We start from the raw sequence: 18380 nt of genomic DNA, 5'->3' as shown, positions 1-18380 counted from the left end.
GGATCCGGTCAGGAATGGCCGGATCGGGAGACGAGGGAATGATCGATCACCAGAGCGCGCTGCTCTACACCATGGTCCTGGTCGCGGCGGCGGATGCCGAGATGACCGACCCGGAGCTGGACAAGATCGGCGAGCTCGTGCGCTACCTGCCGGCCTTCCGGGGCTTCGACCTCAGGCGCATCCCCGAGGTCACGCGGGCCTGCTCGGCCCTGCTCCAGGACGAGGACGGCCTGGACAAGGCGTTGGAACAGATCCGCGACGGGCTGCCGAGGAAGCTTCACGAGACCGCCTATGCCGTCGCCTGCGACGTGGCGGCCGCGAACGTCCAGATCAGCCAGGAAGTCCTGCGCCTGCTCGAGATGATCCGCCACCGGCTCGAGATCGACCGCCTGGTCGCCGCCGCCATCGAGCGCGGCGCCCGCGCCCGCCACGCGACGGCCTGAACGACCGTCCGGTCAGGGAACCGCCCGCGTCAGGGTAGCACGGCCGTCATGCCGGGAACCCGCCCCGGCGTGATCAGGTCGCCATCGGGCGTGCCCGGGATGCCCGGCTCCACGTCCGGGACCGGCAGGTCCGGAACGCGCGGCGGGCCCGGGTCCGGAAGGTCCTCGTTCGGGCGGGGCGCGCCGTCCGGGGGAAGCGGCTGGGGGTTCGGCATCGGCCGTCCTGCTCTGTCGTGGCTCCTGATCCGACAACAGCGGAATCCCGGACACGTCCCCGGCGCCTTGCCCGCGGCCTCAATTGCCCGTCCTCGGGCCGCCAGGGACGGGCCTCACGGCTCGATGCCCCGGCCGCCCCGGCGCGGTGTTCCTGCGGGCTTGATGTCGTCCGGGCTCCAGGCCGGTTTGGCGCCGGCCCGGCCTGCAGGGTTCTTGGACCGCACGCGGCGCGCCGGCCGCGGAGCCGCCGCCGTGTCGAGCGCATCAGTCACGAGGCGGCCGGCGGCCATGTCCTCGTCGACGATCTCCGCCAGTGCCCGCACCCAATGCTCGTCATGCCGGCCATCCGGTCGCCCTTCGCGCTCCCAGATCTCATACGCGCGCCGGCGCACGCGCTCCTCGCGCTCGAACATGTCGTCGCTCCTCATAGCCCTTCCATGCTCAACGGCGCACGGCGACTTCCGTCCTGCAACGGATCCTGGGCGGCGTCCGGATCGCCTTCGGCGCTGGTTTGCAGCGCTGCCGGTACGGGGCCTTGCGACGCGGTTGACACGCCGTTCGCGTCCGTGTCGAAGAGGCCGATAGCGTCCGCACGCTTGGTGAAGCCGGTAATGACGTCGCGTAAGCCTGATCCCTTATCGCTTTCCAGCGCACCCAGGAGCGAGCACAAGGACGAGCCTGGCGATGATGCGCAGGCTGCCCCGCCTGCGAAAGGAGGAGCTGCCGAGCCTCGGGGACAGTGCACCGACGGCCGTCTATCCGTCGGAGCAGATCTTTACCGCCGCAGCCTCATGCCCGACTCGGATTATCCGATGCTTGCGACGCATGAAGGGATCGACCTTCGATCGCCAGAATTCGTCGCGGAGGTGGGCGAATCGTGCGGCGAGTTCGACGGGCTCGCCGCGCTCGAAGCGCCCGTCGATGCCCGGCATTGCTCCCTGTCCCTCCACCTCTGCGCCACCTTGAGTCCCCGGCGCGGCGTGCTGCGCTGGGGAAGCTTCATGAGTGCGCGATTTCCCACGACATGGTGCTCGGCGCACTCAGGGGAATTCCCATGACCAGCGAACTCGTCGTTCGGCAGGCCTGATGCAATCAAGGTCCGGCTGCAGCCGTGATGTGCTTGGCCAGGCGACGGCGAAGATCAGAACGTGGAGGCGTCCTGTCGCGCATTCGCTACCCCGCCACCGGACTGTGCAATCCCATCGCTCGTGACGACGGCGATGCCGGAAGGTGCCGAGCAATTTCGCCGTTGTCCTTGATTTCGGCGAGGAGCCAATCGCGGAAGGCGGCGATCTTCGGTTCCCCGAACCGGCCGCGCTCGGCGAAGAGGTAATAGCCCGTTCCTTCCGTGACTACGGGACCGAAGGGCACGACCAGGCGGCCGGAGGTCAGCTCCTCGTGCACGAGCAACAGGTCCATGATCGCGACGCCGAGACCGGCCACGGCGGCGGAGGTTGCCATCTCCAGGGTCTGGAACACCTGCCCGCTACGGACATCGATGCCGGTCATCCCGGCTGTCGCCAGCCAGAAGCGCCAGTCCGCCCGGTCCCGCGTGGGGTGGAGGAGTTCGTGCGCCGCGAGATCCGCAGGCCCGCGCAGGGGAACGCTTCCCTTCAGGAGGTCTGGCGCACAGACCGGAGCCAGCATCTCCCGGCGCAGCAGGACGGATTCCAGGTCGGCCGGGCGGTTCCGTTCCATCTCGTGATAGCTGATGCCGAGGTCGTAGCCGCCGAGGCGGAAGTCGCCGTAGTCGCACATCAGGCCGAGCGTGACCTGAGTTTGCGGGCGTATGGTGCGAAAGGCCGCGAGCCGTCGGACGAGCCAGCGCGAGGCGAGCGTAGGTTGGCAGGCGACCCGCAGCTCTCGACCGGGATCGGCGACCTGCTGCGTGGCCCGGACGATCCGCTCGAAGGATGCCGTCAGCTCCGGGAGAAGGGCTCGCCCTTGGGGCGTCAGCTCGATCCCCTGGGGACGCCGCCGGAACAGCGCGACGCCGAGTTCCTCCTCAAGGAGCTTGACATGCCGGCTCACCGCGCCCTGCGTCACGTGCAGCTCCTCCGCCGCCCGCGCGAAGCTCTGGTGCCGTGCGGCGGCCTCGAAGGCGTGGAGCGCATTGAGCGACGGCAGGCGCATGACTACTCCGCAGGCTCAGGAAAGCTGAGGCTGAGGGAAAGTTAACTTGGTTTGCGAAGGTGCGGAACCGGTGGCCTCATTTCTCGTACGTAAGAGATGGAGGCCCTCATGGCTTCGGTGTCTGGCTTCATCTCCCTCGCAGCTCTCCGGTTCGGCACGTTGGTGGTGCCGCATGGCGTGGTGGGCGTCTGGGCGGAGAGACGGCGCTACCGCCGTGATCTGCTGCGCTTGCTGAAGGTCGGGCCGCACATGATCGACGATGTCGGATTGACGGTCGGCGAGGCCGAGCAGGAGGCGAAGAAACCGTTTTGGCAGGCCTGATCCGGGCCGGCACCTCCACGACGGGTCCCGTGCCGCCAAGGTGGCCGGGCGACCCTGGTCGGAGCGCCATTCATGAGTTCTGGAAACGGCTTCAAAGGCGCGGCGTTCTTCATGCCCGGCTTGGGGGCTCAGGGCAGTGTCCTCGCGACGATGCGGCCGCGGACGGGCGCCGTGATCTCGAGATGGTCGGCCTGCGTGACGTCCAGGATGTTGCGGGGCCGGTAGGCGACGGCACAGGTTCCCCCGGCGTGCCGCACGCTGTCGTAGACGATGCCGGCGCCGCCGCCGGCCCTGACCGCCTCGCCGAAGGGCTGGGAGGCCGCGTAGCTGTCCCGGCTGTAGAGATCCGGACGGGCGGCGGCCTGACCGCGGATGTCCGCATAGAGACCGTCGAGCCGGGCGACATAGGCCCGCAACTGGAGGCGCATCTCGCGCCTGCGGCGGAAGATGGCCTCGCGCCGGAGATGGTGGGCGACCTCGGCGATCGCGGTCCGGAGAGCCATCCCGGCATACCAGGCGCCGAGCTCCCCCGTGTTGAACCGTGCGCCGCCGGCCGGGGCGTGCAGGAAGGAGGCCATCACCACGCTGGCATTCGGGGCGCCGAACACCCACTCCGCCCGCGGCAGCCGCGCCAGACGCTCGATCACGAGCCGGTCGTTCGTCCAGCCCTCGAGCTCCATCACGGCCTGCAGGTCCTCGGCCGAAGCGACCCCCTGGAAGGCGGGAATGGGCGGGAAGCGCGACGGGATCAGCCGGTAGGTCGGTCCCGGGATTGTCGTGCTCGGGAAAGACATCAGACGAAGACGATGTCGTCGTCCCGGTAGGGCGCGAAGTCACGATCCGCCTCGTTCGGCACCGCGAAGATGCCGCCGCGCATGGCATCGAGATAGCGTCGGACCTGCATCAGGGCGTCCTGGGTGCCCGCCGTCAGCAACGCGATCGGCGGCTCCCCGCCGAAGGTCGGCGCGTCGTGCGGCTCCCTCAGCCAGCCCGTCCCCTCGGCATCGGTCTCGAACAGGATCCGCAAGGCCTTGTGGATGCCAAGAACGGCCGAGATCCGCAGCAGCGTGTCCACGCCGAGGACGAGATCCTGCCCGGTGCGCGCCCGCGCCACCCAGCCGTGATAGGTGGATCGGCCGGGAAAGCCGAGGACGCGCAACCTGTCGGCCTCGGAAAGCCCCCAGAGATCGGCGATGGCGAGGAACGCCCGCAGGCCCGGCGCACTCAGCCGGCGGCGGTTCGCGCTGGAGTACCGGGTCTCGTCCAGATACTGCGCAGGGGCGGCGATCTCGTGCCCGCCTTCTCGGGCTGCCTTCGGCATGGCTTCCTCCATGGCCGGATTTTATGTCCAGATCTGGACATTATGCTCCGAATCTGGACAGGTCAACCCGCCCGGGGCAGGCCCGGTTCCCTGCTCGCATTGCGGCGCCGGCGGAAATGCCCGGTCGTCACGGCAGCGCCGCCGCATGGATGGGGCGGGCGCCATGACATGCGAAACCACTTTCATGCGACTGGCGATCACACGCGCTTCGCCCGGCCAGGGCTCGACCGGAAGCGCGCCTTCCCCGGCGCCTACTGGCTTGCCCAGATGATGCGGGCCATCCAGGCGACGTCCTCGACGGACAGGCTCCGGTCCGGATGGTCGGGGTTCACGGAATGCAGGTCGATCCGCGTGGCCGTCTGGCGGACGAATTCCTTCGCCAGCACCTCGCCGCCGCGGGTGCGCACGACGACCCTGTCGCCGCGCCTGATCCCCGCGGCGGGCGAGACGATGATGGTGTCGCCGTCGCGGTAGACCGGCTCCATGCTGTCGCCGCTGATCTCCAGCGCATAGGCATGGGGATCGCCGATCTGTGGGAAGAGCAGGACGTCCCACCCAGCCCCGGCGGGATAGCCGGCATCGTCGAAATGGCCGGAGTCGCCGGCCTGGGCGTAGCCGATCACGGGGATGCGCTGGGCGGGCATGCGGGCCGGCGTCTCGCCGATCAGGCCGACGAAGGCGTCGACGCCGGTGCCTGTCGCATCCAGGATCTTCGCGATGCTCTCGGTCGAGGGCCAGCGCTGCTTGCCGTCGCCGGTGACCCGCTTGCTCTTGTTGAAGGTCGTCGGGTCGAGCCCGCCGCGCCGGGCCAGCCCCGAAGGCGACAGCCCGTGCTGCTGGGCGAGCCGATCGATGGCGCGCCAGATGTCGGCATGCTTCAGCATGGGAACAATGTCTCACGCCGGAGAAATGCTGTCCCGCGGAAAATCCTCGCGCGTTACGATTGCACGAAAACTTCACGCGGCGGGTAAGGCCGTAATGCGCGCTGGGCGCGCGCAAGAATTGGCCCGCCGCCCGGCCGGGCGGCGACTGCCACATTCCGGGTGCAACCCGGTGCGCAACCCGCGTCGCGGTACGCTGTTGCCGCGGGTGCGGCGTTCCTAGCCTGCACGAGCGGCGAAAGGAGGGCGCGATGGCCACCGCGTCGGCAAGCGATACCAGCGTGCTCCCCGACCCCCGGGCGCTGGCCGCCATGGACGGGAGGGCGCTGGACGCCCTGTTCCGGCGCAGCCCGGCCGGTGCCGTCCCGCACGGGCGCGCCGAGGGGCTGTTCCTGCTGCTGCCGGGCACTCGCCTGGCGGGACCCCTGGCGGGCCTGCTCGGCATCGCCTGGCGGGGAAAGGACTTCGATGCCGCCGACGGGTCCATGGTGAACCGCGTCACGCCCCTCGGGGTGCGCGCGGTGCCGGCCCGGGTGCGGGCGGAGGCCAGCCGCATGGACGGTCGTCCCTGCCACGTGCTGGACTACACGGTATCCTCGCGGATCGCGCGGGCGGTGCGCGACGAGATCCGCGAGGTCGCCCCCGGCCTCTATCTCGGGCAGGTCTACTGGCACGGGATCCGCGTCGGCCGCTTCGCGCTGCGCTTCCCGCGCCGCTGAGGCCGGCATCCGCGGCGTCCAGTGGTCAATCATTCCGACTTCGTTATGAATATACTCCGCTAGCGTCCGTAGATCCCGTCGAGCACCCGGGCCACCGAGACAAGCCGTTCCGCAGACGGATCGAACCGCTCGCCGGCCGCGAGCCGCGTCGCCCAGTCGGCGGCCGCGCGGCCGCCCCATTCGTCGGGCGGCAGGGTCAGCGTCTCTCGCGCCGTGCCGCGATAGCGCTCGGCGGTGAAGTCGTAGAAGGAGCCGCCGACATTGCGCAGCGCGGCCCCGCCTTCCGTCCCGTAGAAGGCCGCCGAGATCATCGCGTCGCATCCCGCCTGCAGCCGCCAGGAGCAGGCGAGCTGCACGACGGCGCCGGTCTCCAGGGTCATGGTCGCGACCGCGTAGTCCTCGACCCTGTCGGGCCGCCCGCCCAGGGGCTCACCCCCCGCGAAGAGCGTTCCGGAGACCGCGGACACGCCGGGGAAGTCGAGGGTCCAGAGCGCGAGGTCCACCAGATGCACGCCCAGGTCCATGACGCAGCCGCCGCCCGAAAGGGCGGGGTCGTAGAACCACGGCTTGTCGGGGCCGTAGGCGTTGTGGAAGACCAGGTCCACCGCGTAGACGCGGCCGAGCCCGCCTCCGGCGACCACCTCGCGGATGCGGCGCATGCCCTCGGTGAAGCGGTAGGACAGGTCGACGGCCAGCAGCCGGTCGGCCGCGCGCGCCGCGTCGACCACGGCGCGCGCCTCGGCCGCGGTGCGGCCCAGCGGCTTCTGGCAGAAGACGGCGGCGCCGCGCTCCAGCGCCCGGATCGACTGCTCGGCGTGGAGCGCGCTGGGGGTGGCGATCACCACCCCGTCGACGCCGGCATCCAGGAGGCCGTCCAGGCCGGAGACCAGATCGGCCCCGGGCGCGAGCCGCGCGGCCTCGGCCGCCATCTCCGGCGAGGGGTCGGCGATGGCGGCCGCCTCGACCGCGCCCGTGTCCAGAATGGCCTTCATGCGGTGCCGGCCGATCCAGCCCACCCCCAGGAAGCCGACGCGCGGGCGCGCGGTCCGGCCCGTGGCCTGCGAGCCGGGGGCGGCCATGGGTGCGGTGCCGGCCGTCATGGCGTCACCAGCGCCTTGAGGAAGCCGTCGGGCCGGTCGCGCGTCGCGTCCAGCGCGGCGTCCAGCCGGTCCAGCGGGAAGCGGTGCGTGTAGAGCGGCGCGGGATCCAGCCGGCCCGACGCCACCGCGTCGACGGCCGCCCGGATGCCCTGGACGTAGATCCCGGGGTCGCGCTCGTGGGCGTTGATCACGTCGAGCCCGCGCCAGTTCCAGAGCCACATGTTCACCTGCCGCGGCCCGTCCTGGTGGTAGCCGGCGACGATCAGCCGGCCGCGCTCGCGCGTGAGCTCCGCCGCGAGGTCGAGCGGCCACTGCTTGCCCACGGCCTCGATCACGCGGTCGCAGAAGGTGCCGCCGGTCAGGTCCCTGACGCGCTCGATGATTCCGCCGTGGTCCTCCATGGGGATCGTCTCGGCGGCCCCGAAGGAGCGCGCCACGTCCAGCGAGAAGGGACGGCGCGAGATCGCGATCACCCGCGCCCCGGCATCGGTGGCGAGGCGGGTCAGGATCGCGCCCAGGAAGCCGATGCCGACGATGGCGACCGTCTGCCCGGCCTCGATGCCGCTGCGCTGGAAGATGTTCATGGCGCAGCCCAGCGGCTCGCCGGGGAAGGGCTGGCCGGCCAGCGATTCCGGCAGGCGGACGACGGCGTCCGCCTCGGCGATGTCGTACTCGGCATAGCTCTTGTACGAGAGCGCGGCGACCCGGTCGCCCTCGGCCAGGCCGGCGACGCCCGGGCCGACGGCATCCACCACGCCCCAGCCCTCGTGGCCGAGGGATCCGGGCTCCGTCGGGAACTGCATCCATTCGGGCCCGGCCCAGGGCGTCAGGTTGGACGCGCAGACGCCGCAGCCCTCGATCCGCACGCGCACCTGGCCGGGGCCGGGGTCGGGGCGGGCGATCTCCGCGATCTCCACGCGTCCGGGGCCGGTCACCACGGCCGCGCGCATCCTCCCTGCAGCGGCGCCGCTCATGCCGTCACCGTCGGGCCGGCCATCGCCCGTGCCGTGCCCCCGGAAAGCCCGCGGGGGCTGTTGCCGAACTTGTCGCTCAAGATCCTCTCCACGCGTCCTGGACGCCGAAACGGCGCCGGCCGAAATGGCGCCGATTGTGGGGGCCTTCCGTGACGCGGCGAAACTTCTCTTGTTGGATCGCCCGAAAGGGGATGCCGCCTATGAGGAAAGCGTGGTTGATCGCCGGACTCGCGCTGGCCGGATGCGGGACCATGGACGTCACCGACGCGCCGCGCACGATGACGGTCGATTTCGCCTTCGCGCGCGACCAGGCCTGCGGCACCGGCCCTTACGAGATGAACCCGCTGCGGGTGTCGCGCCGCTCGCCGGCGATCCGGGTCGAGGGCGTGCCGGCGGGCGCGCGCCTTCTGCGGTTCGAGATGGTGGACCTGGACCTGCTGGATTTCGATCACGACGGCGGCGAGGTTCCGGCGACGCCGGGAACCGCCACCATCGCCGAGGGCGGGCTCGTGCACTGGACGGGACCGTGTCCGCCCGGCGGCTCGGACCATCGCTACGAGATGCGGGTGGAGGCGCTGGACGCGGCCGGGAAGCCGCTGGCGACCGGCCGGTCGGTGCGCACCTGCTGCCGCCAGTTCGAACGGAGTTGAGGAGGACGCCGCCCATGCGGGGCAGGAATCTGCGCCGGGTCCTTGGCCAGGCCCTGGCCCTGGCCGCCCCCGTGGCGCTCGCGGCCTGCAGCTCGGTCAGCCCCTATGCCGGGATGGGCGTGGGAACGAATGTGGGCGGCGTGCATCTCGGGACCGGCCTCAGCGTGAACCCGCTGAGCCTGCTGCGCAGCGCGGGGAGCGCCGCCACCCCCGCCGCGCCTGCGGTGGCGCCGCCGCAACCGCGGCAGCTGACGCCCGTCCGGGACTTCGTGGGGCCCGGCGGGCGCCTGTGCCGCGACTTCGTCGAGACCGTCGCGACACCCACCGGTCCCGCGACGCGCAGCGGCACCGCCTGCCAGCAGCCGGATGGATCCTGGCTGATCCCTCCGGGCTGAAGGAGGCGGCCTTCCGCTGCCGGGTCCTCCGCTACTCGGCAGGCTGTGCCGCTGCGCCGGAGGGCGCCGGGGCGGTCAGGCGTGCGCCGGCGAGCCGGCGCAGCACCACGTAGAAGACCGGCGTCAGCATCAGGCCGAACAGCGTGACGCCCAGCATCCCGAAGAACACCGCGATCCCCATGGCCTGGCGCATCTCGGCGCCGGCCCCGGTGGACAGCACCAGCGGCACCACGCCCATGATGAAGGCGATGGAGGTCATCAGGATCGGGCGCAGGCGCAGCCGGCTGGCCTCGACCGCGGCGGCGATGGGCGAGCGGCCCTGGTGCTCGAGCTCGCGGGCGAACTCGACGATCAGGATCGCGTTCTTCGCCGACAGGCCGACCAGCACCATGAAGCCGATCTGGGTGAAGATGTTGTTGTCCCCGCCCATGAGCCAGACGCCGGCCAGGGCGGACATCAGGCTCATCGGGACGATCAGGATGATCGCCAGCGGCAGGGTCAGGCTCTCGTACTGCGCTGCCAGAACCAGGAACACCAGCAGCACGCTGATGGGAAAGATCCAGAGCGCGGCGTTGCCCGCCAGGACATTCTGGTAGGTCAGGTCCGTCCATTCGAACCGGACGCCCCGGGGCAGGGTCTCGGCGGCGATGCGCGCGGCCGCCGCCTCCGCCTGGCCGGAGGAGTAGCCCGGCGCCGGGCCGCCATTGATGTCGGCGGCGGTGTAGCCGTTGTAGCGCACGACCATCTCGGGCCCGTAGCTCGGCGAGACCGTGACCAGGGACGAGAGCGGCACCATGGTGCCCCGGTCGTTCCGGGTCTTCAGCAGGCCGATGTCGTCGGGCGTCGCGCGGTAGGGCGCATCGGCCTGGACCCGGACCTGGTAGACCCGCCCGAACAGGTTGAAGTCGTTCACGTAGAGCGAACCGAGATAGACCTGCATGGCCTCGAACACGTCGCGCACGGAGACGCCGAGCTGCTTGGCCTTGACCCGGTCCAGGTCGACGTCGAGCTGCGGGACGTTGATCTGGTAGTTCGAGAAGGTCGGGCCGAGCTCAGGGGTCTGGGCGGCCCGGGCCAGGAAGGCCCCGACCGCCTGGTTCAGCGCCTCGTAGCCCAGCGCCCCGCGGTCCTCGATCTGCATCTTGAAACCGCCCAGCGTGCCGAGACCCATGACAGGCGGTGGCGGGAAGATCGCGATGAAGCCCTCCTTGATTGCGGCGAAACGGCCCTGCAGGTCGGCCGCGATGGCCGCCGCCGAGAGCGAGGGATCCTTGCGCTCCGCGAAGGGCTTCAGCGTGACGAAGACGATGCCGGCGCTGGAGCTGTTGGTGAAGCCGTTCACCGACAGGCCGGGGAAGGCCACGGCGCTCTGCACGCCGGGCCGCGCCAGGGCGATGTCGGTCATGGCCCGGATCACCCCTTCGGTGCGGTCCAGCGAGGCGCCGTTGGGAAGCTGGGCGAAGCTGACCAGGTACTCCTTGTCCTGCTGCGGCACGAAGCCGGAGGGCACCTCGCGGCCCAGCAGGACCGTGACGCCCAGCAGCGCGGCATAGAGCAGGAGCATGGAGCCCTTGTGGCGGACCACGCCGCCGACGCCGCGCCCGTAGCTCTCGGAGCTGCGGTGGAACACCTTGTTGAAGAGCCGGAAGAAGCCGCCGAAGACGCGGTTCATGAGCCGCGTCAGCCAGTCCTGCGGCTGGTCGTGGCCGCGCAGCAGCACGGCCGAGAGCGCCGGCGACAGGGTCAGGGAGTTGAAGGCCGAGATCACGGTGGAGATCGCGATGGTCATCGCGAACTGCTTGTAGAACTCGCCCGTCAGGCCGGTCATGGCGGCCAGCGGCACGAAGACGGCGACCAGGGTCAGGGCGATGGCGATGATGGGGCCGCTGACCTCCTGCATGGCGCGGTAGGTCGCTTCCTTGGCCGAGAGGCCGGCCTCGATGTTGCGCTCGACGTTCTCCACCACGACGATGGCGTCGTCGACGACGATGCCGATCGCCAGCACCATCCCGAACAGGGACAGGGCGTTGATGGAGAAGCCGAAGGCGAGCAGAAGCGCGAAGGTTCCGACGATCGAGACCGGGACCGCCAGCAGCGGGATGATCGAGGCGCGCCAGGTCTGCAGGAAGACGATCACCACCAGCACGACCAGGGCGATCGCCTCCAGCAGCGTGTGCACCACCGCATCGATGCTGGAGCGGACGAACTGCGTCGGGTCGTAGACGATGCTGTAGTCCACGCCCTGTGGCATGTCCTCCTTCAGCTCGGCCATGGTCCGCCGGACCTCGTCCGAGATGGCGAGGGCGTTGGCCTCGGGCGTCTGGTTGATCCCGAGCGCGACCGCGGACTTGTTGTCCAGCAGCGCGCGCAGGCTGTACTGCGACGCTGCCAGCTCGAGCCGGGCGACGTCGCGCAGGTGGGTGACGCTGCCGTCGGCGCCGGTCTTAAGGACGATCTCACCGAACTCCTCGACGGAGCGCAGGCGCCCCCGGGCGTTGACGGAAAGCTGGAGCGGGACGTCGGCGGAGGAGGGCGAGGCGCCGATCACGCCGGCCGCGACCTGGACGTTCTGCTCGCGGATCGCCGCCACCACGTCGCCCGCGGTGAGCCCGCGCTCGGCGACCTTGGACGGGTCGAGCCAGACCCGCATGGCATAGTCGCCGGCGCCCCAGATCTGGACCTCGCCCACGCCAGCAATGCGCCCGAGCCGGTCCTTCACGTTCAGCAGCGCGTAGTTGCGCAGATAGGTCATGTCGTAGCGGTCGTCGGGCGAGATCAGGTGCACGACCATGGTGAGGGTCGGCGAGCTCTTGACCGTGGTGACGCCCAGCCGCTGCACGTCCTCGGGAAGGCGCGGCAGCGCCTGGGAGACGCGGTTCTGCACGAGCTGCTGCGCGTGGTCGGGATCCGTGCCGAGCTTGAAGGTGACCGTCAGCGCCATGTTGCCGTCGCTGTTGGCCTGCGACTGCATGTAGATCATGTTCTCGACGCCGTTGATCTGCTCTTCCAGCGGCGAGGCCACGGTTTCGGCGATGACCTTGGGGTTCGCGCCGGGGAACTGGGCGCGCACGACGACCGAGGGCGGGACGACCTCGGGGTATTCGGAGATCGGCAGCCGGAAGAGCGCGATCAGGCCCGCCAGGAAGATGGCGACCGACAGCACGCCGGCGAAGATCGGCCTGTCGATGAAGAAGCGAGAGATGTTCATGGCGGACCTCGCCGGAACCAGGGGGATGGATCAGGGGGCGGCGGCGGTCTCGACCGCCGCGGACGCCGTGTCGGTGTTGCGGCCGGGCGCCGGAGTCCGGGAGCCCATGGCCGTCATGACCGGCTGGACCTGGGCGCCGGGCCGGGCCTTCTGGGTGCCGTTCACGACGATGCGGTCGCCCTCGGCCAGGCCGCGGGTCACGACGCGCAGGCCGTCCTGCAGCGGGCCGAGGCCGATCTGACGGTACTCGACGCGGTTGTCCGCCGTCAGGGCGAGCACGAACTTCTTGTCCTGGTCGGTGCCGATGGCGCGCTCGTCGACCACCAGCGCCTTGTAGGGTTCGCTGCCGCCGACCTTCACCCGGGCGAAGAGGCCGGGCACCAGCCGCCCGTCCGCGTTGTCGAAGCGCGCACGCACCCGGATGGTGCCGGAGGTGATGTCCAGACGGTTGTCGACATGCTCGATGGTGCCGCTGCGCGGGTGCCCGTCCTCGTTGGCGAGGCCGAGCTGGACCGGGACGTTGGCGGCATCCTTCACCGAGGCGATGTGGCGGAGATAGGTCTGCTCGTCGACGTCGAAGGAGGCGTAGATCGGCGAGACCGAGACGATGGTGGTCAGCGGTGCGGCCGAGGCCCCCGCGGTCACCAGGTTCCCGGGCGTGAACTCGGCGCGGGAGACGCGTCCGGACACGGGGGCGACGACCCGGGTGTAGCCGAGGTTCAGACGCGCGACCGCCAGCTCGGCCTCGGCCGCCTTCAGGTTGGCAGCGGCCTCGCGGGCCGCGTTCTCCTTCTCGTCCAGCGAGCGCCGCGAGATCGTGTTGTCGGCGGTCAGCCCGCGGGCGCGCTCCAGGTCGGCGGCGGCGTAGCGGGTGCGGGCCTGGGCCGCGGCGACGCGCGCCTCGGCGCGGGCGACCTCGGCCTCGTAGGGGCGGGGATCGATGGTGAAGAGGACGTCGCCCCTGTTCACCAGGGCGCCGTTCCGGAAATGGACCGCGACGATCTCGCCGGGCACCTGCGGGCGCACGTCGACCCGGTCGACGGCCTCCAGCCGTCCCGAATAGAACTGCCAGTCGGTGACCTGCCGGGCCAGGACCGGCGCGACGTCGACCGCCGGCGGCGGGGGAGCCGCGGCGGCGGCCGGCGGGGCCTCGGCCTGGCCCTTGACGGCGTAGAGACCGGCCAGCGTACCGGCCGAAATGCCGGCGGCCAGGAGGAAGGCGATCTTGGAACGGGACTTCTGATGGGTCTCGGGCATCGGGATGCTCCTGCGGTTCAGTTTCCGCCGGCGCGCGCAAGGCGCCTGCGGAAGAATTCGGAAACGGCCGCCAGGGCGGGCCGGTGGGTGGACAGGGACGCCTGGGAGGCGTCCGGGAAGCGCTTCACCTCGGCACGGATGCCGGCCTGGGCGAGGCATTCCGCATAGCTTTCGGCCTCCATGCGCAGGGCGGCGTCCTGCGCGGTGACGATCAGGGCCGGCGGCAGGTGGCCGAGCCGGCGGGAATCCAGAGGCGCTGCATAGGGGTGCATGCGCGAGGACGGATCGGGCAGGTAGGCCCGGTAGCAGCGCGAGCATTCGGCGATGCTCTGCCCGAATGCCACCCCGCGCGGAGCGGCGGCCTGGCGGACCCGGGTCAGGCTGGGGTCGAGCATCGGCCCCAGCAGGGCCTGGGCCGCGATGCTCACGTCGCCGCGGTCCCGCGCGAGGAAGGTCAGCGACGCGGCGACGTGACCTCCGGCCTCATGGCCCGCGACGCCGAGCCCGGCCGCCGTGACTCCGAGTCGTCCCGCCTGGGCCTGCACCCACTGCGCCGCCTCATAGGCGTCGAGGACGGCGGCCGGGAACGGATGCTCGGGCGCCAGCGAATAGGCGACCGAGATCACCAGAGCCGGAACCGCCTCGGCGATGAAGCTGGCCGCGGCCTCGTCCGTCTCGGGCGCGCCACCGGTGAAGCCGCCTCCGTGGAAATAGAGCACGCAGGGCACCGGCCCCGCCGCCTGCGGGCGGTACAGGCGCAGCCGGACGGTCCGCTCCGGGCCCGCGATGCTGCGGTCCTCCACCGCCGGAGCCTGCGCACCGGCTGCGTCCATTCCGATCCTGCCAGCCCCGATAACCATGCCGTCCGGGCGCCCAGCGCCCCTCCCGCTTGTTGCGGGGCACAATTTCGGTGGCCGGCGCGGATGAATAAATGTCGCGTTTCCGGGAACAGAATTCGTCCGCGACAAACAATCGCAGCCCGCGACGGCGCCGCATCCCTGGGCGTGGCCTGGGCGGTATCTGCGGGGGCTCGGAGACTCCGCTTTCCATCAACCTGCCGGCCTCGGACGGAGTCCGCCGGCGGCGCGCGAGCTTTCCCGGCACCTCGGGTGTGATCTCCGCCTTGTCGTCGCGGGGCAGGTCCCCGAGGCCGGGGGCAGAGACGGCGCCCGCCCGGCACCAGGTGGGATCGCGTGCGATCACGCGAACGGGCCCGCCGGTTCCGAGGACGTCCGACGGGGCCTTCCGGCCGAGGTGGCCGGCGGGCGTGTGAAGACGCTCATGGAACGGGCGCTCCGGGTTTCCTGTGACGGCCGCTGCGACATGGACCCAGGTTACGGGCCGGCCGAGGCAGCGGCGATACCGGAAAGTCCGGTTTCCGTGCGCGATCGTCCGGAAAGCCCGCGCCAGCAGGCTCAGAGCACGCAGGTCGCGCTGGGATACCCGTCGAAGATTCGGCGCGGCTCGGGCGGGGTTCCGTCGCAGAGACCGTCGACGAAATCCTCGCCCTGCATCAGCGGGCACTGCTCCAGCAATTCGGCGACCCAGTCCACGAAGGCGCGGACCTTGGGCGAGAGATGGCGGTTGTGCGGGTAGACCGCCGAGATCTGCATGGGCCGCGGGCGCCATTCCGGCAGGATTTCGGCCAGCGAGCCGTTCCTGAGCCAGGGCAGCACCATGAAGCGCGCGGGCTGGATGATGCCCAGCCCCTCCAGTCCGCAGCGGACATAGGCGTCCGCGTCGTCCACCGCCACGATGCTGCGCATGCGCACCTCCTGCATCTCGCCGTCCCGCTCGAAGCAGAGATCGACGATGCGTCCCGTGCGCGTCCCGAAGTAGTTGACCGCCAGGTGCCGGTCCAGATCCTCGATTCCCCCGGGGCGGCCATGCTTCTCGAAATAGGCGGGGCTGGCGCAGGTCACGCGCTGCAGGGCGCCGACACGGCGCGCGATCAGGCTCGAATCCTGGAGGTCGCCGACCCGGATCACGCAGTCCACGCCTTCCTGCACCAGGTCGATGGGGCGGTCGCTGAGCCCGATCATGATCTCGATCTCGGGATAGCGCGCGTGGAACTCGTGGATCGCGGGAATGATCACGAGCCGGCCGATGGACCCCGGCATGTCCACGCGGAGCCGGCCGCGCGGGCTCTTGCGCGCTGTGGAAAAGGCTGCCTCCACCTCCTCCAGCTCCGAGAGGATGCGCGAGGCGCCCTCGAAATATGCCGCGCCCTCCATGGTCAGGCTGAGGCGCCGGGTCGTGCGCTGCAGCAGGCGCACGCCCAGCGAGGCCTCGAGATTCTGGATGGTGGTCGTCACCGAGGCGCGCGGCAGGCCCAGCGTGTCGGCCGCCTTTGAGAAGCTGTTGGCCTCGACGACACGGATGAAGACGCGCATCGCATGCAGTTTGTCCATGGCCGGTCCGACCTTCCCCCTGCCCGTCGAAGGGACGGGCCCCCATCGTTAGGGATGTAACCGCGCCGCGCACCTCCTGTCGAGATGGCCGAGGGGATGAGGCGGCGGACAACGGATGGGCTCTCATGGGCGTTCTCCCGGGCTCTCGGATGCTGTCGAGAAAGCCCCAGGCGATTCGCGCCGTCGATTACCTCCGGCGTAACGGCCGGGATCGCGGCCGCATCCCGGGCGGGTACCCGCGTCTCAACCGCGGAGCGCGCGCACTCTGGCGGCCAGGGCGTCGAGATGCGGGTCGGGAAGGCCGATCTCGCGCAGGTGGTCGGCGGTGCTGAACAGGTACTCGGCGCAGCTTCCGCCGCGTCCGAACGCATCGGCGATCAGCGCGGACGCGAAGGCGTCCGGCATGTGGCCGGCATAGAGCGGGTGGCCGCGGTCGGCCACGAAGGAAAGAGCCTGGACGGTGCCGGTCGCAGTCTCCACCGGCAGCCAGCGCGCGTCATAGGCGCCGGTCGCCATCTCGCGCACCCAGATCAGCGGCAGCTCGTCCAGCACCTCGGCGGCCCGGATGCGGAAGGCGACGCCCCGGCAGGTGGCGCCGCGCTCTTCGTCGATCGCGAGCATCAGCCCGGGCTGGCTGACACTGCCGCGCCCGATGCGCATCCACAGGCAGAAGCTGCGCTGCCAGCCCCGCAGAAGGGCGATGCGCCTTTCGGCATGGTGGAAGGCTGGGTTCCAGATCAGCGATCCGTAGCCGAAGAGCCAGAGGTCGCTGCGCCGGTCCCAGGGGGCCAGCGCCGCGTCCATGGAGCGGGCGAGCTCCGCCTCGCTGAGGAGGACGTGCCCGCATTCGGGGGATGATCCGATCTCCTCGCGAATGAAGTCCAGCGCGGCGCCGCTGGCCAGCGCGTCGCGCGTGATCCGGAAGGTCATGCCTGGAGCTCCCTGGTGGCGCAGAGCCCGGCGCCCGCGGCTGTGGGCGGGCGGGTCGGGGCTCGACGCGTGGGGGATGGCGGTTGGGTCGAGTGTTGCGGCGCGGGCGCCGGCGCTTACTCGGCCACGGGGCTCAGGCCGGCTCGCCGCCGACCGGGTGGGGTGTCAGAATCCCGCGACAGCGACGGCCGCGTGCTCGACCGCGGGCGGACCCTCGAAGAAATCGCCGACCAGGCGGCGCCATTCCTGGAAGTCGGCGGAGCCCCGGAAATGGACCGTGTGATCCTCCAGCGTCTCCCACCGCACGTGCAGGAGGTAGCGGCCGGGGCTCTCGACCGAGCGGCGCAGTTCCATGCCATGGCAGCCGCGCGCCCGGCGGAACAGGGGCACAGCGGCGCGCACGCCGGCTTCGAATGCGTCCTCGCTCCCGGGCCTGATGGTGAGGACGGCGATCTCCAGAATCATATCGGGGCCTTCGCTGCTGGAATTGCCCGGCGCGGCTGGCTGCCTGCCGTGTGGACCTCACCGATTCCTACTGTGCAGGCGCAGCGGGCAGCAGTCAAACCGCCCGAATGGTGGAGCGCGGCGCGCCAGGATTGCGCCAGCATTGCCGAGGTCTCGGGCTACTGGGCCGCGGTTCGGGCCGCGGTTCGGGCCGCGGCTCAGGAAAGTCCCAGCATGGCGGCGATCTCGGCCTCGGTCGGACGCCGGCGGTAGGCCGCGCCGTAACGCTCCAGCGCGTCCAGGCACTGGGCCGGCGAGCCCGAGCCGACCGCGCGGCAGTCCTCGAGCTCCGCTGCGGCCGGGCGGACCCAATGGGTCAGGTGGCAGGGCTCGCCGGGCTCCATGGCCAGTGTGAAAGACAGGCGGCCCTCGCCGCCGAGCCGCACGCGCCAGATGCGCCGCAGCTCCGCCCGGAGCTCGTCGAGGGTGGGATTGGCGGGGTCCATTGGCTGCGCTCCAGCCGCTGTGCCGGGGTCGCGATCGTCACATCGGGCCTCTCGGCACGTCAAGTAGAAATCACATTGTGATGTGATCATGGGGCGCCGCGCGGGCCCGTTGCCCGCCACCCCTTGACTCAGAACCTTGCGCGGGATGAGAACATAATGAGAACCCTGGAGGGAAAGCCATGGCGCAAGCCGCCGTCTTCATCTGCCGGCCCTACATGCGCGGACGGAAGGGCGGGCTTCAGCCATGCCCCGCCTTCGCGGCGGCCAGCGCCGAGGCGGCCTGCCGGAGGGGCGAGCGCCTGCTGGCCGGCGATGCCGGCTTCGTCGGCGTCGACGTCCTGCAGGTGGAGCATGGCGAGAGCGGCGCCTGGGACGAGCCCGTGGTCCTGGCGCGCCTGGGCCAGGTGCCCGAGCTGCCGGGCTGAGGGGCTCCCGCGGAAGCCGTCCGATGGGCGGAGAGCGGCGGGCAGC

The 18380-nt window shown here is 70.9% G+C and carries 23 protein-coding genes; 6 read left to right on the top strand and 17 right to left on the bottom strand.

Annotated elements, in window-relative coordinates:
• Nucleotides 1–38 precede the first annotated feature (38 nt).
• The gene (locus JUB13_RS23295) at nt 39–443 is read left to right on the top strand and encodes a tellurite resistance TerB family protein (RefSeq protein WP_207483200.1); all 405 of its coding nucleotides are present in this window, start codon (nt 39–41) and stop codon (nt 441–443) included.
• Nucleotides 444–472: 29 nt separating this feature from the next.
• On the opposite strand, the gene JUB13_RS23290 is transcribed toward JUB13_RS23295, so the two are convergent.
• From JUB13_RS23290 to JUB13_RS23270, 5 genes are all read right to left on the bottom strand, one after another.
• Nucleotides 473–658, bottom strand: a complete 186-nt coding sequence (locus tag JUB13_RS23290; RefSeq protein WP_207483198.1) for a hypothetical protein — start codon at nt 656–658, stop codon at nt 473–475.
• Between the two features lie 114 nt (nt 659–772).
• On the bottom strand, nt 773–1072 hold the full coding sequence (locus JUB13_RS23285) for a DUF2934 domain-containing protein (protein WP_236025170.1): 300 nt from the start codon (nt 1070–1072) through the stop codon (nt 773–775).
• 11 nt (nt 1073–1083) lie between these two features.
• The gene (locus JUB13_RS23280; RefSeq protein ID WP_207483194.1) at nt 1084–1329 is read right to left on the bottom strand and encodes a hypothetical protein; all 246 of its coding nucleotides are present in this window, start codon (nt 1327–1329) and stop codon (nt 1084–1086) included.
• Nucleotides 1330–1414: 85 nt separating this feature from the next.
• The gene (locus JUB13_RS23275; protein ID WP_207483192.1) at nt 1415–1591 is read right to left on the bottom strand and encodes a hypothetical protein; all 177 of its coding nucleotides are present in this window, start codon (nt 1589–1591) and stop codon (nt 1415–1417) included.
• 241 nt (nt 1592–1832) lie between these two features.
• Nucleotides 1833–2792 carry a LysR substrate-binding domain-containing protein gene (locus tag JUB13_RS23270; protein WP_207483190.1) on the bottom strand — a complete coding sequence of 320 codons (960 nt, stop codon included), beginning with the start codon at nt 2790–2792 and terminating at the stop codon, nt 1833–1835.
• Nucleotides 2793–2900: 108 nt separating this feature from the next.
• On the opposite strand from JUB13_RS23270, the gene JUB13_RS23265 reads away from it, so the two are divergent.
• On the top strand, nt 2901–3113 hold the full coding sequence (locus JUB13_RS23265; RefSeq protein WP_207483188.1) for a DUF1127 domain-containing protein: 213 nt from the start codon (nt 2901–2903) through the stop codon (nt 3111–3113).
• Nucleotides 3114–3241: 128 nt separating this feature from the next.
• Here the strand turns inward: JUB13_RS23265 and JUB13_RS23260 are convergent, their stop codons facing one another.
• The 3 genes from JUB13_RS23260 to JUB13_RS23250 form a co-directional block, all read right to left on the bottom strand.
• Entirely contained in the window at nt 3242–3907 is a 666-nt protein-coding gene (locus tag JUB13_RS23260; RefSeq protein ID WP_207483186.1) for an RES family NAD+ phosphorylase, read from the bottom strand.
• Nucleotides 3907–4434 (bottom strand): MbcA/ParS/Xre antitoxin family protein, encoded by a 528-nt coding sequence (locus JUB13_RS23255; protein WP_207483184.1) that lies wholly within the window; start codon nt 4432–4434, stop codon nt 3907–3909. Before JUB13_RS23255 ends, JUB13_RS23260 begins: the two co-directional genes overlap by 1 nt.
• A gap of 251 nt (nt 4435–4685) precedes the next feature.
• Nucleotides 4686–5318 carry a S24 family peptidase gene (locus JUB13_RS23250; RefSeq protein WP_207483182.1) on the bottom strand — a complete coding sequence of 211 codons (633 nt, stop codon included), beginning with the start codon at nt 5316–5318 and terminating at the stop codon, nt 4686–4688.
• 248 nt (nt 5319–5566) lie between these two features.
• Between JUB13_RS23250 and JUB13_RS23245 the strand changes: the two genes are divergently transcribed.
• Nucleotides 5567–6034 (top strand): hypothetical protein, encoded by a 468-nt coding sequence (locus JUB13_RS23245; RefSeq protein ID WP_207483180.1) that lies wholly within the window; start codon nt 5567–5569, stop codon nt 6032–6034.
• A 59-nt stretch (nt 6035–6093) separates the two neighbouring features.
• Here JUB13_RS23245 and JUB13_RS23240 read toward each other — a convergent pair whose 3' ends face one another.
• The gene (locus JUB13_RS23240) at nt 6094–7134 is read right to left on the bottom strand and encodes a Gfo/Idh/MocA family protein (RefSeq protein WP_236025169.1); all 1041 of its coding nucleotides are present in this window, start codon (nt 7132–7134) and stop codon (nt 6094–6096) included.
• A complete protein-coding gene (locus JUB13_RS23235) occupies nt 7131–8108 on the bottom strand; it encodes an MDR/zinc-dependent alcohol dehydrogenase-like family protein (protein WP_207483178.1) in 978 nt (325 codons plus the stop codon). The genes JUB13_RS23240 and JUB13_RS23235 overlap by 4 nt, the downstream gene beginning before the upstream one ends.
• Before the next feature lie 251 nt (nt 8109–8359).
• Here JUB13_RS23235 and JUB13_RS23230 point away from each other — a divergent pair, with 251 nt between their 5' ends.
• Together JUB13_RS23230 and JUB13_RS23225 are read left to right on the top strand one after the other, a co-directional pair.
• On the top strand, nt 8360–8758 hold the full coding sequence (locus JUB13_RS23230; RefSeq protein ID WP_207483176.1) for a YbhB/YbcL family Raf kinase inhibitor-like protein: 399 nt from the start codon (nt 8360–8362) through the stop codon (nt 8756–8758).
• 14 nt (nt 8759–8772) lie between these two features.
• A complete protein-coding gene (locus JUB13_RS23225) occupies nt 8773–9153 on the top strand; it encodes a hypothetical protein (RefSeq protein WP_207483174.1) in 381 nt (126 codons plus the stop codon).
• Between the two features lie 31 nt (nt 9154–9184).
• Here JUB13_RS23225 and JUB13_RS23220 read toward each other — a convergent pair whose 3' ends face one another.
• The 7 genes from JUB13_RS23220 to JUB13_RS23190 form a co-directional block, all read right to left on the bottom strand.
• Complete coding sequence (locus JUB13_RS23220) at nt 9185–12361, bottom strand: efflux RND transporter permease subunit (RefSeq protein ID WP_207483172.1); 3177 nt, start codon at nt 12359–12361, stop codon at nt 9185–9187.
• Nucleotides 12362–12391: 30 nt separating this feature from the next.
• On the bottom strand, nt 12392–13618 hold the full coding sequence (locus tag JUB13_RS23215) for an efflux RND transporter periplasmic adaptor subunit (protein ID WP_207483170.1): 1227 nt from the start codon (nt 13616–13618) through the stop codon (nt 12392–12394).
• Nucleotides 13619–13635: 17 nt separating this feature from the next.
• Complete coding sequence (locus JUB13_RS23210) at nt 13636–14451, bottom strand: alpha/beta hydrolase (RefSeq protein ID WP_207483168.1); 816 nt, start codon at nt 14449–14451, stop codon at nt 13636–13638.
• A gap of 582 nt (nt 14452–15033) precedes the next feature.
• Nucleotides 15034–16029: a LysR family transcriptional regulator gene (locus JUB13_RS23205; RefSeq protein ID WP_207483166.1), complete on the bottom strand. Its 996-nt coding sequence runs from the start codon at nt 16027–16029 to the stop codon at nt 15034–15036.
• 243 nt (nt 16030–16272) lie between these two features.
• Nucleotides 16273–16959 (bottom strand): gamma-glutamylcyclotransferase, encoded by a 687-nt coding sequence (locus JUB13_RS23200; protein ID WP_207483164.1) that lies wholly within the window; start codon nt 16957–16959, stop codon nt 16273–16275.
• Nucleotides 16960–17124: 165 nt separating this feature from the next.
• Nucleotides 17125–17424 carry an antibiotic biosynthesis monooxygenase family protein gene (locus JUB13_RS23195; protein ID WP_207483162.1) on the bottom strand — a complete coding sequence of 100 codons (300 nt, stop codon included), beginning with the start codon at nt 17422–17424 and terminating at the stop codon, nt 17125–17127.
• Nucleotides 17425–17621: 197 nt separating this feature from the next.
• A complete protein-coding gene (locus JUB13_RS23190; protein ID WP_207483160.1) occupies nt 17622–17909 on the bottom strand; it encodes a hypothetical protein in 288 nt (95 codons plus the stop codon).
• Between the two features lie 179 nt (nt 17910–18088).
• On the opposite strand from JUB13_RS23190, the gene JUB13_RS23185 reads away from it, so the two are divergent.
• The gene (locus JUB13_RS23185) at nt 18089–18334 is read left to right on the top strand and encodes a hypothetical protein (RefSeq protein ID WP_207483158.1); all 246 of its coding nucleotides are present in this window, start codon (nt 18089–18091) and stop codon (nt 18332–18334) included.
• Nucleotides 18335–18380 lie beyond the last annotated feature (46 nt).

Source organism: Arenibaculum pallidiluteum, assembly GCF_017355985.1.
In the GTDB taxonomy this organism is placed as follows: domain Bacteria; phylum Pseudomonadota; class Alphaproteobacteria; order Azospirillales; family Azospirillaceae; genus Arenibaculum; species Arenibaculum pallidiluteum.
Note: the sequence above shows the minus strand (reverse complement) of the source record. Positions and strands in the feature narration are given on the sequence as shown.

What these genes read in the sequence shown, in the direction of transcription:
- JUB13_RS23270 (WP_207483190.1), bottom strand. Translation starts at nt 2,792, where the DNA reads ATGCGCCTGCCGTCGCTCAATGCGCTCCACGCCTTCGAGGCCGCCGCA.
- JUB13_RS23185 (WP_207483158.1), top strand. Translation starts at nt 18,089, where the DNA reads ATGGCGCAAGCCGCCGTCTTCATCTGCCGGCCCTACATGCGCGGACGG.
- JUB13_RS23250 (WP_207483182.1), bottom strand. Translation starts at nt 5,318, where the DNA reads ATGCTGAAGCATGCCGACATCTGGCGCGCCATCGATCGGCTCGCCCAG.
- JUB13_RS23245 (WP_207483180.1), top strand. Translation starts at nt 5,567, where the DNA reads ATGGCCACCGCGTCGGCAAGCGATACCAGCGTGCTCCCCGACCCCCGG.
- JUB13_RS23195 (WP_207483162.1), bottom strand. Translation starts at nt 17,424, where the DNA reads ATGATTCTGGAGATCGCCGTCCTCACCATCAGGCCCGGGAGCGAGGAC.
- JUB13_RS23220 (WP_207483172.1), bottom strand. Translation starts at nt 12,361, where the DNA reads ATGAACATCTCTCGCTTCTTCATCGACAGGCCGATCTTCGCCGGCGTG.
- JUB13_RS23215 (WP_207483170.1), bottom strand. Translation starts at nt 13,618, where the DNA reads ATGCCCGAGACCCATCAGAAGTCCCGTTCCAAGATCGCCTTCCTCCTG.
- JUB13_RS23230 (WP_207483176.1), top strand. Translation starts at nt 8,360, where the DNA reads ATGGACGTCACCGACGCGCCGCGCACGATGACGGTCGATTTCGCCTTC.
- JUB13_RS23265 (WP_207483188.1), top strand. Translation starts at nt 2,901, where the DNA reads ATGGCTTCGGTGTCTGGCTTCATCTCCCTCGCAGCTCTCCGGTTCGGC.
- JUB13_RS23210 (WP_207483168.1), bottom strand. Translation starts at nt 14,451, where the DNA reads ATGGACGCAGCCGGTGCGCAGGCTCCGGCGGTGGAGGACCGCAGCATC.
- JUB13_RS23290 (WP_207483198.1), bottom strand. Translation starts at nt 658, where the DNA reads ATGCCGAACCCCCAGCCGCTTCCCCCGGACGGCGCGCCCCGCCCGAAC.
- JUB13_RS23255 (WP_207483184.1), bottom strand. Translation starts at nt 4,434, where the DNA reads ATGCCGAAGGCAGCCCGAGAAGGCGGGCACGAGATCGCCGCCCCTGCG.
- JUB13_RS23295 (WP_207483200.1), top strand. Translation starts at nt 39, where the DNA reads ATGATCGATCACCAGAGCGCGCTGCTCTACACCATGGTCCTGGTCGCG.
- JUB13_RS23190 (WP_207483160.1), bottom strand. Translation starts at nt 17,909, where the DNA reads ATGGACCCCGCCAATCCCACCCTCGACGAGCTCCGGGCGGAGCTGCGG.
- JUB13_RS23205 (WP_207483166.1), bottom strand. Translation starts at nt 16,029, where the DNA reads ATGGACAAACTGCATGCGATGCGCGTCTTCATCCGTGTCGTCGAGGCC.
- JUB13_RS23225 (WP_207483174.1), top strand. Translation starts at nt 8,773, where the DNA reads ATGCGGGGCAGGAATCTGCGCCGGGTCCTTGGCCAGGCCCTGGCCCTG.
- JUB13_RS23285 (WP_236025170.1), bottom strand. Translation starts at nt 1,072, where the DNA reads ATGTTCGAGCGCGAGGAGCGCGTGCGCCGGCGCGCGTATGAGATCTGG.
- JUB13_RS23260 (WP_207483186.1), bottom strand. Translation starts at nt 3,907, where the DNA reads ATGTCTTTCCCGAGCACGACAATCCCGGGACCGACCTACCGGCTGATC.
- JUB13_RS23275 (WP_207483192.1), bottom strand. Translation starts at nt 1,591, where the DNA reads ATGCCGGGCATCGACGGGCGCTTCGAGCGCGGCGAGCCCGTCGAACTC.
- JUB13_RS23200 (WP_207483164.1), bottom strand. Translation starts at nt 16,959, where the DNA reads ATGACCTTCCGGATCACGCGCGACGCGCTGGCCAGCGGCGCCGCGCTG.
- JUB13_RS23240 (WP_236025169.1), bottom strand. Translation starts at nt 7,134, where the DNA reads ATGACGGCCGGCACCGCACCCATGGCCGCCCCCGGCTCGCAGGCCACG.
- JUB13_RS23235 (WP_207483178.1), bottom strand. Translation starts at nt 8,108, where the DNA reads ATGAGCGGCGCCGCTGCAGGGAGGATGCGCGCGGCCGTGGTGACCGGC.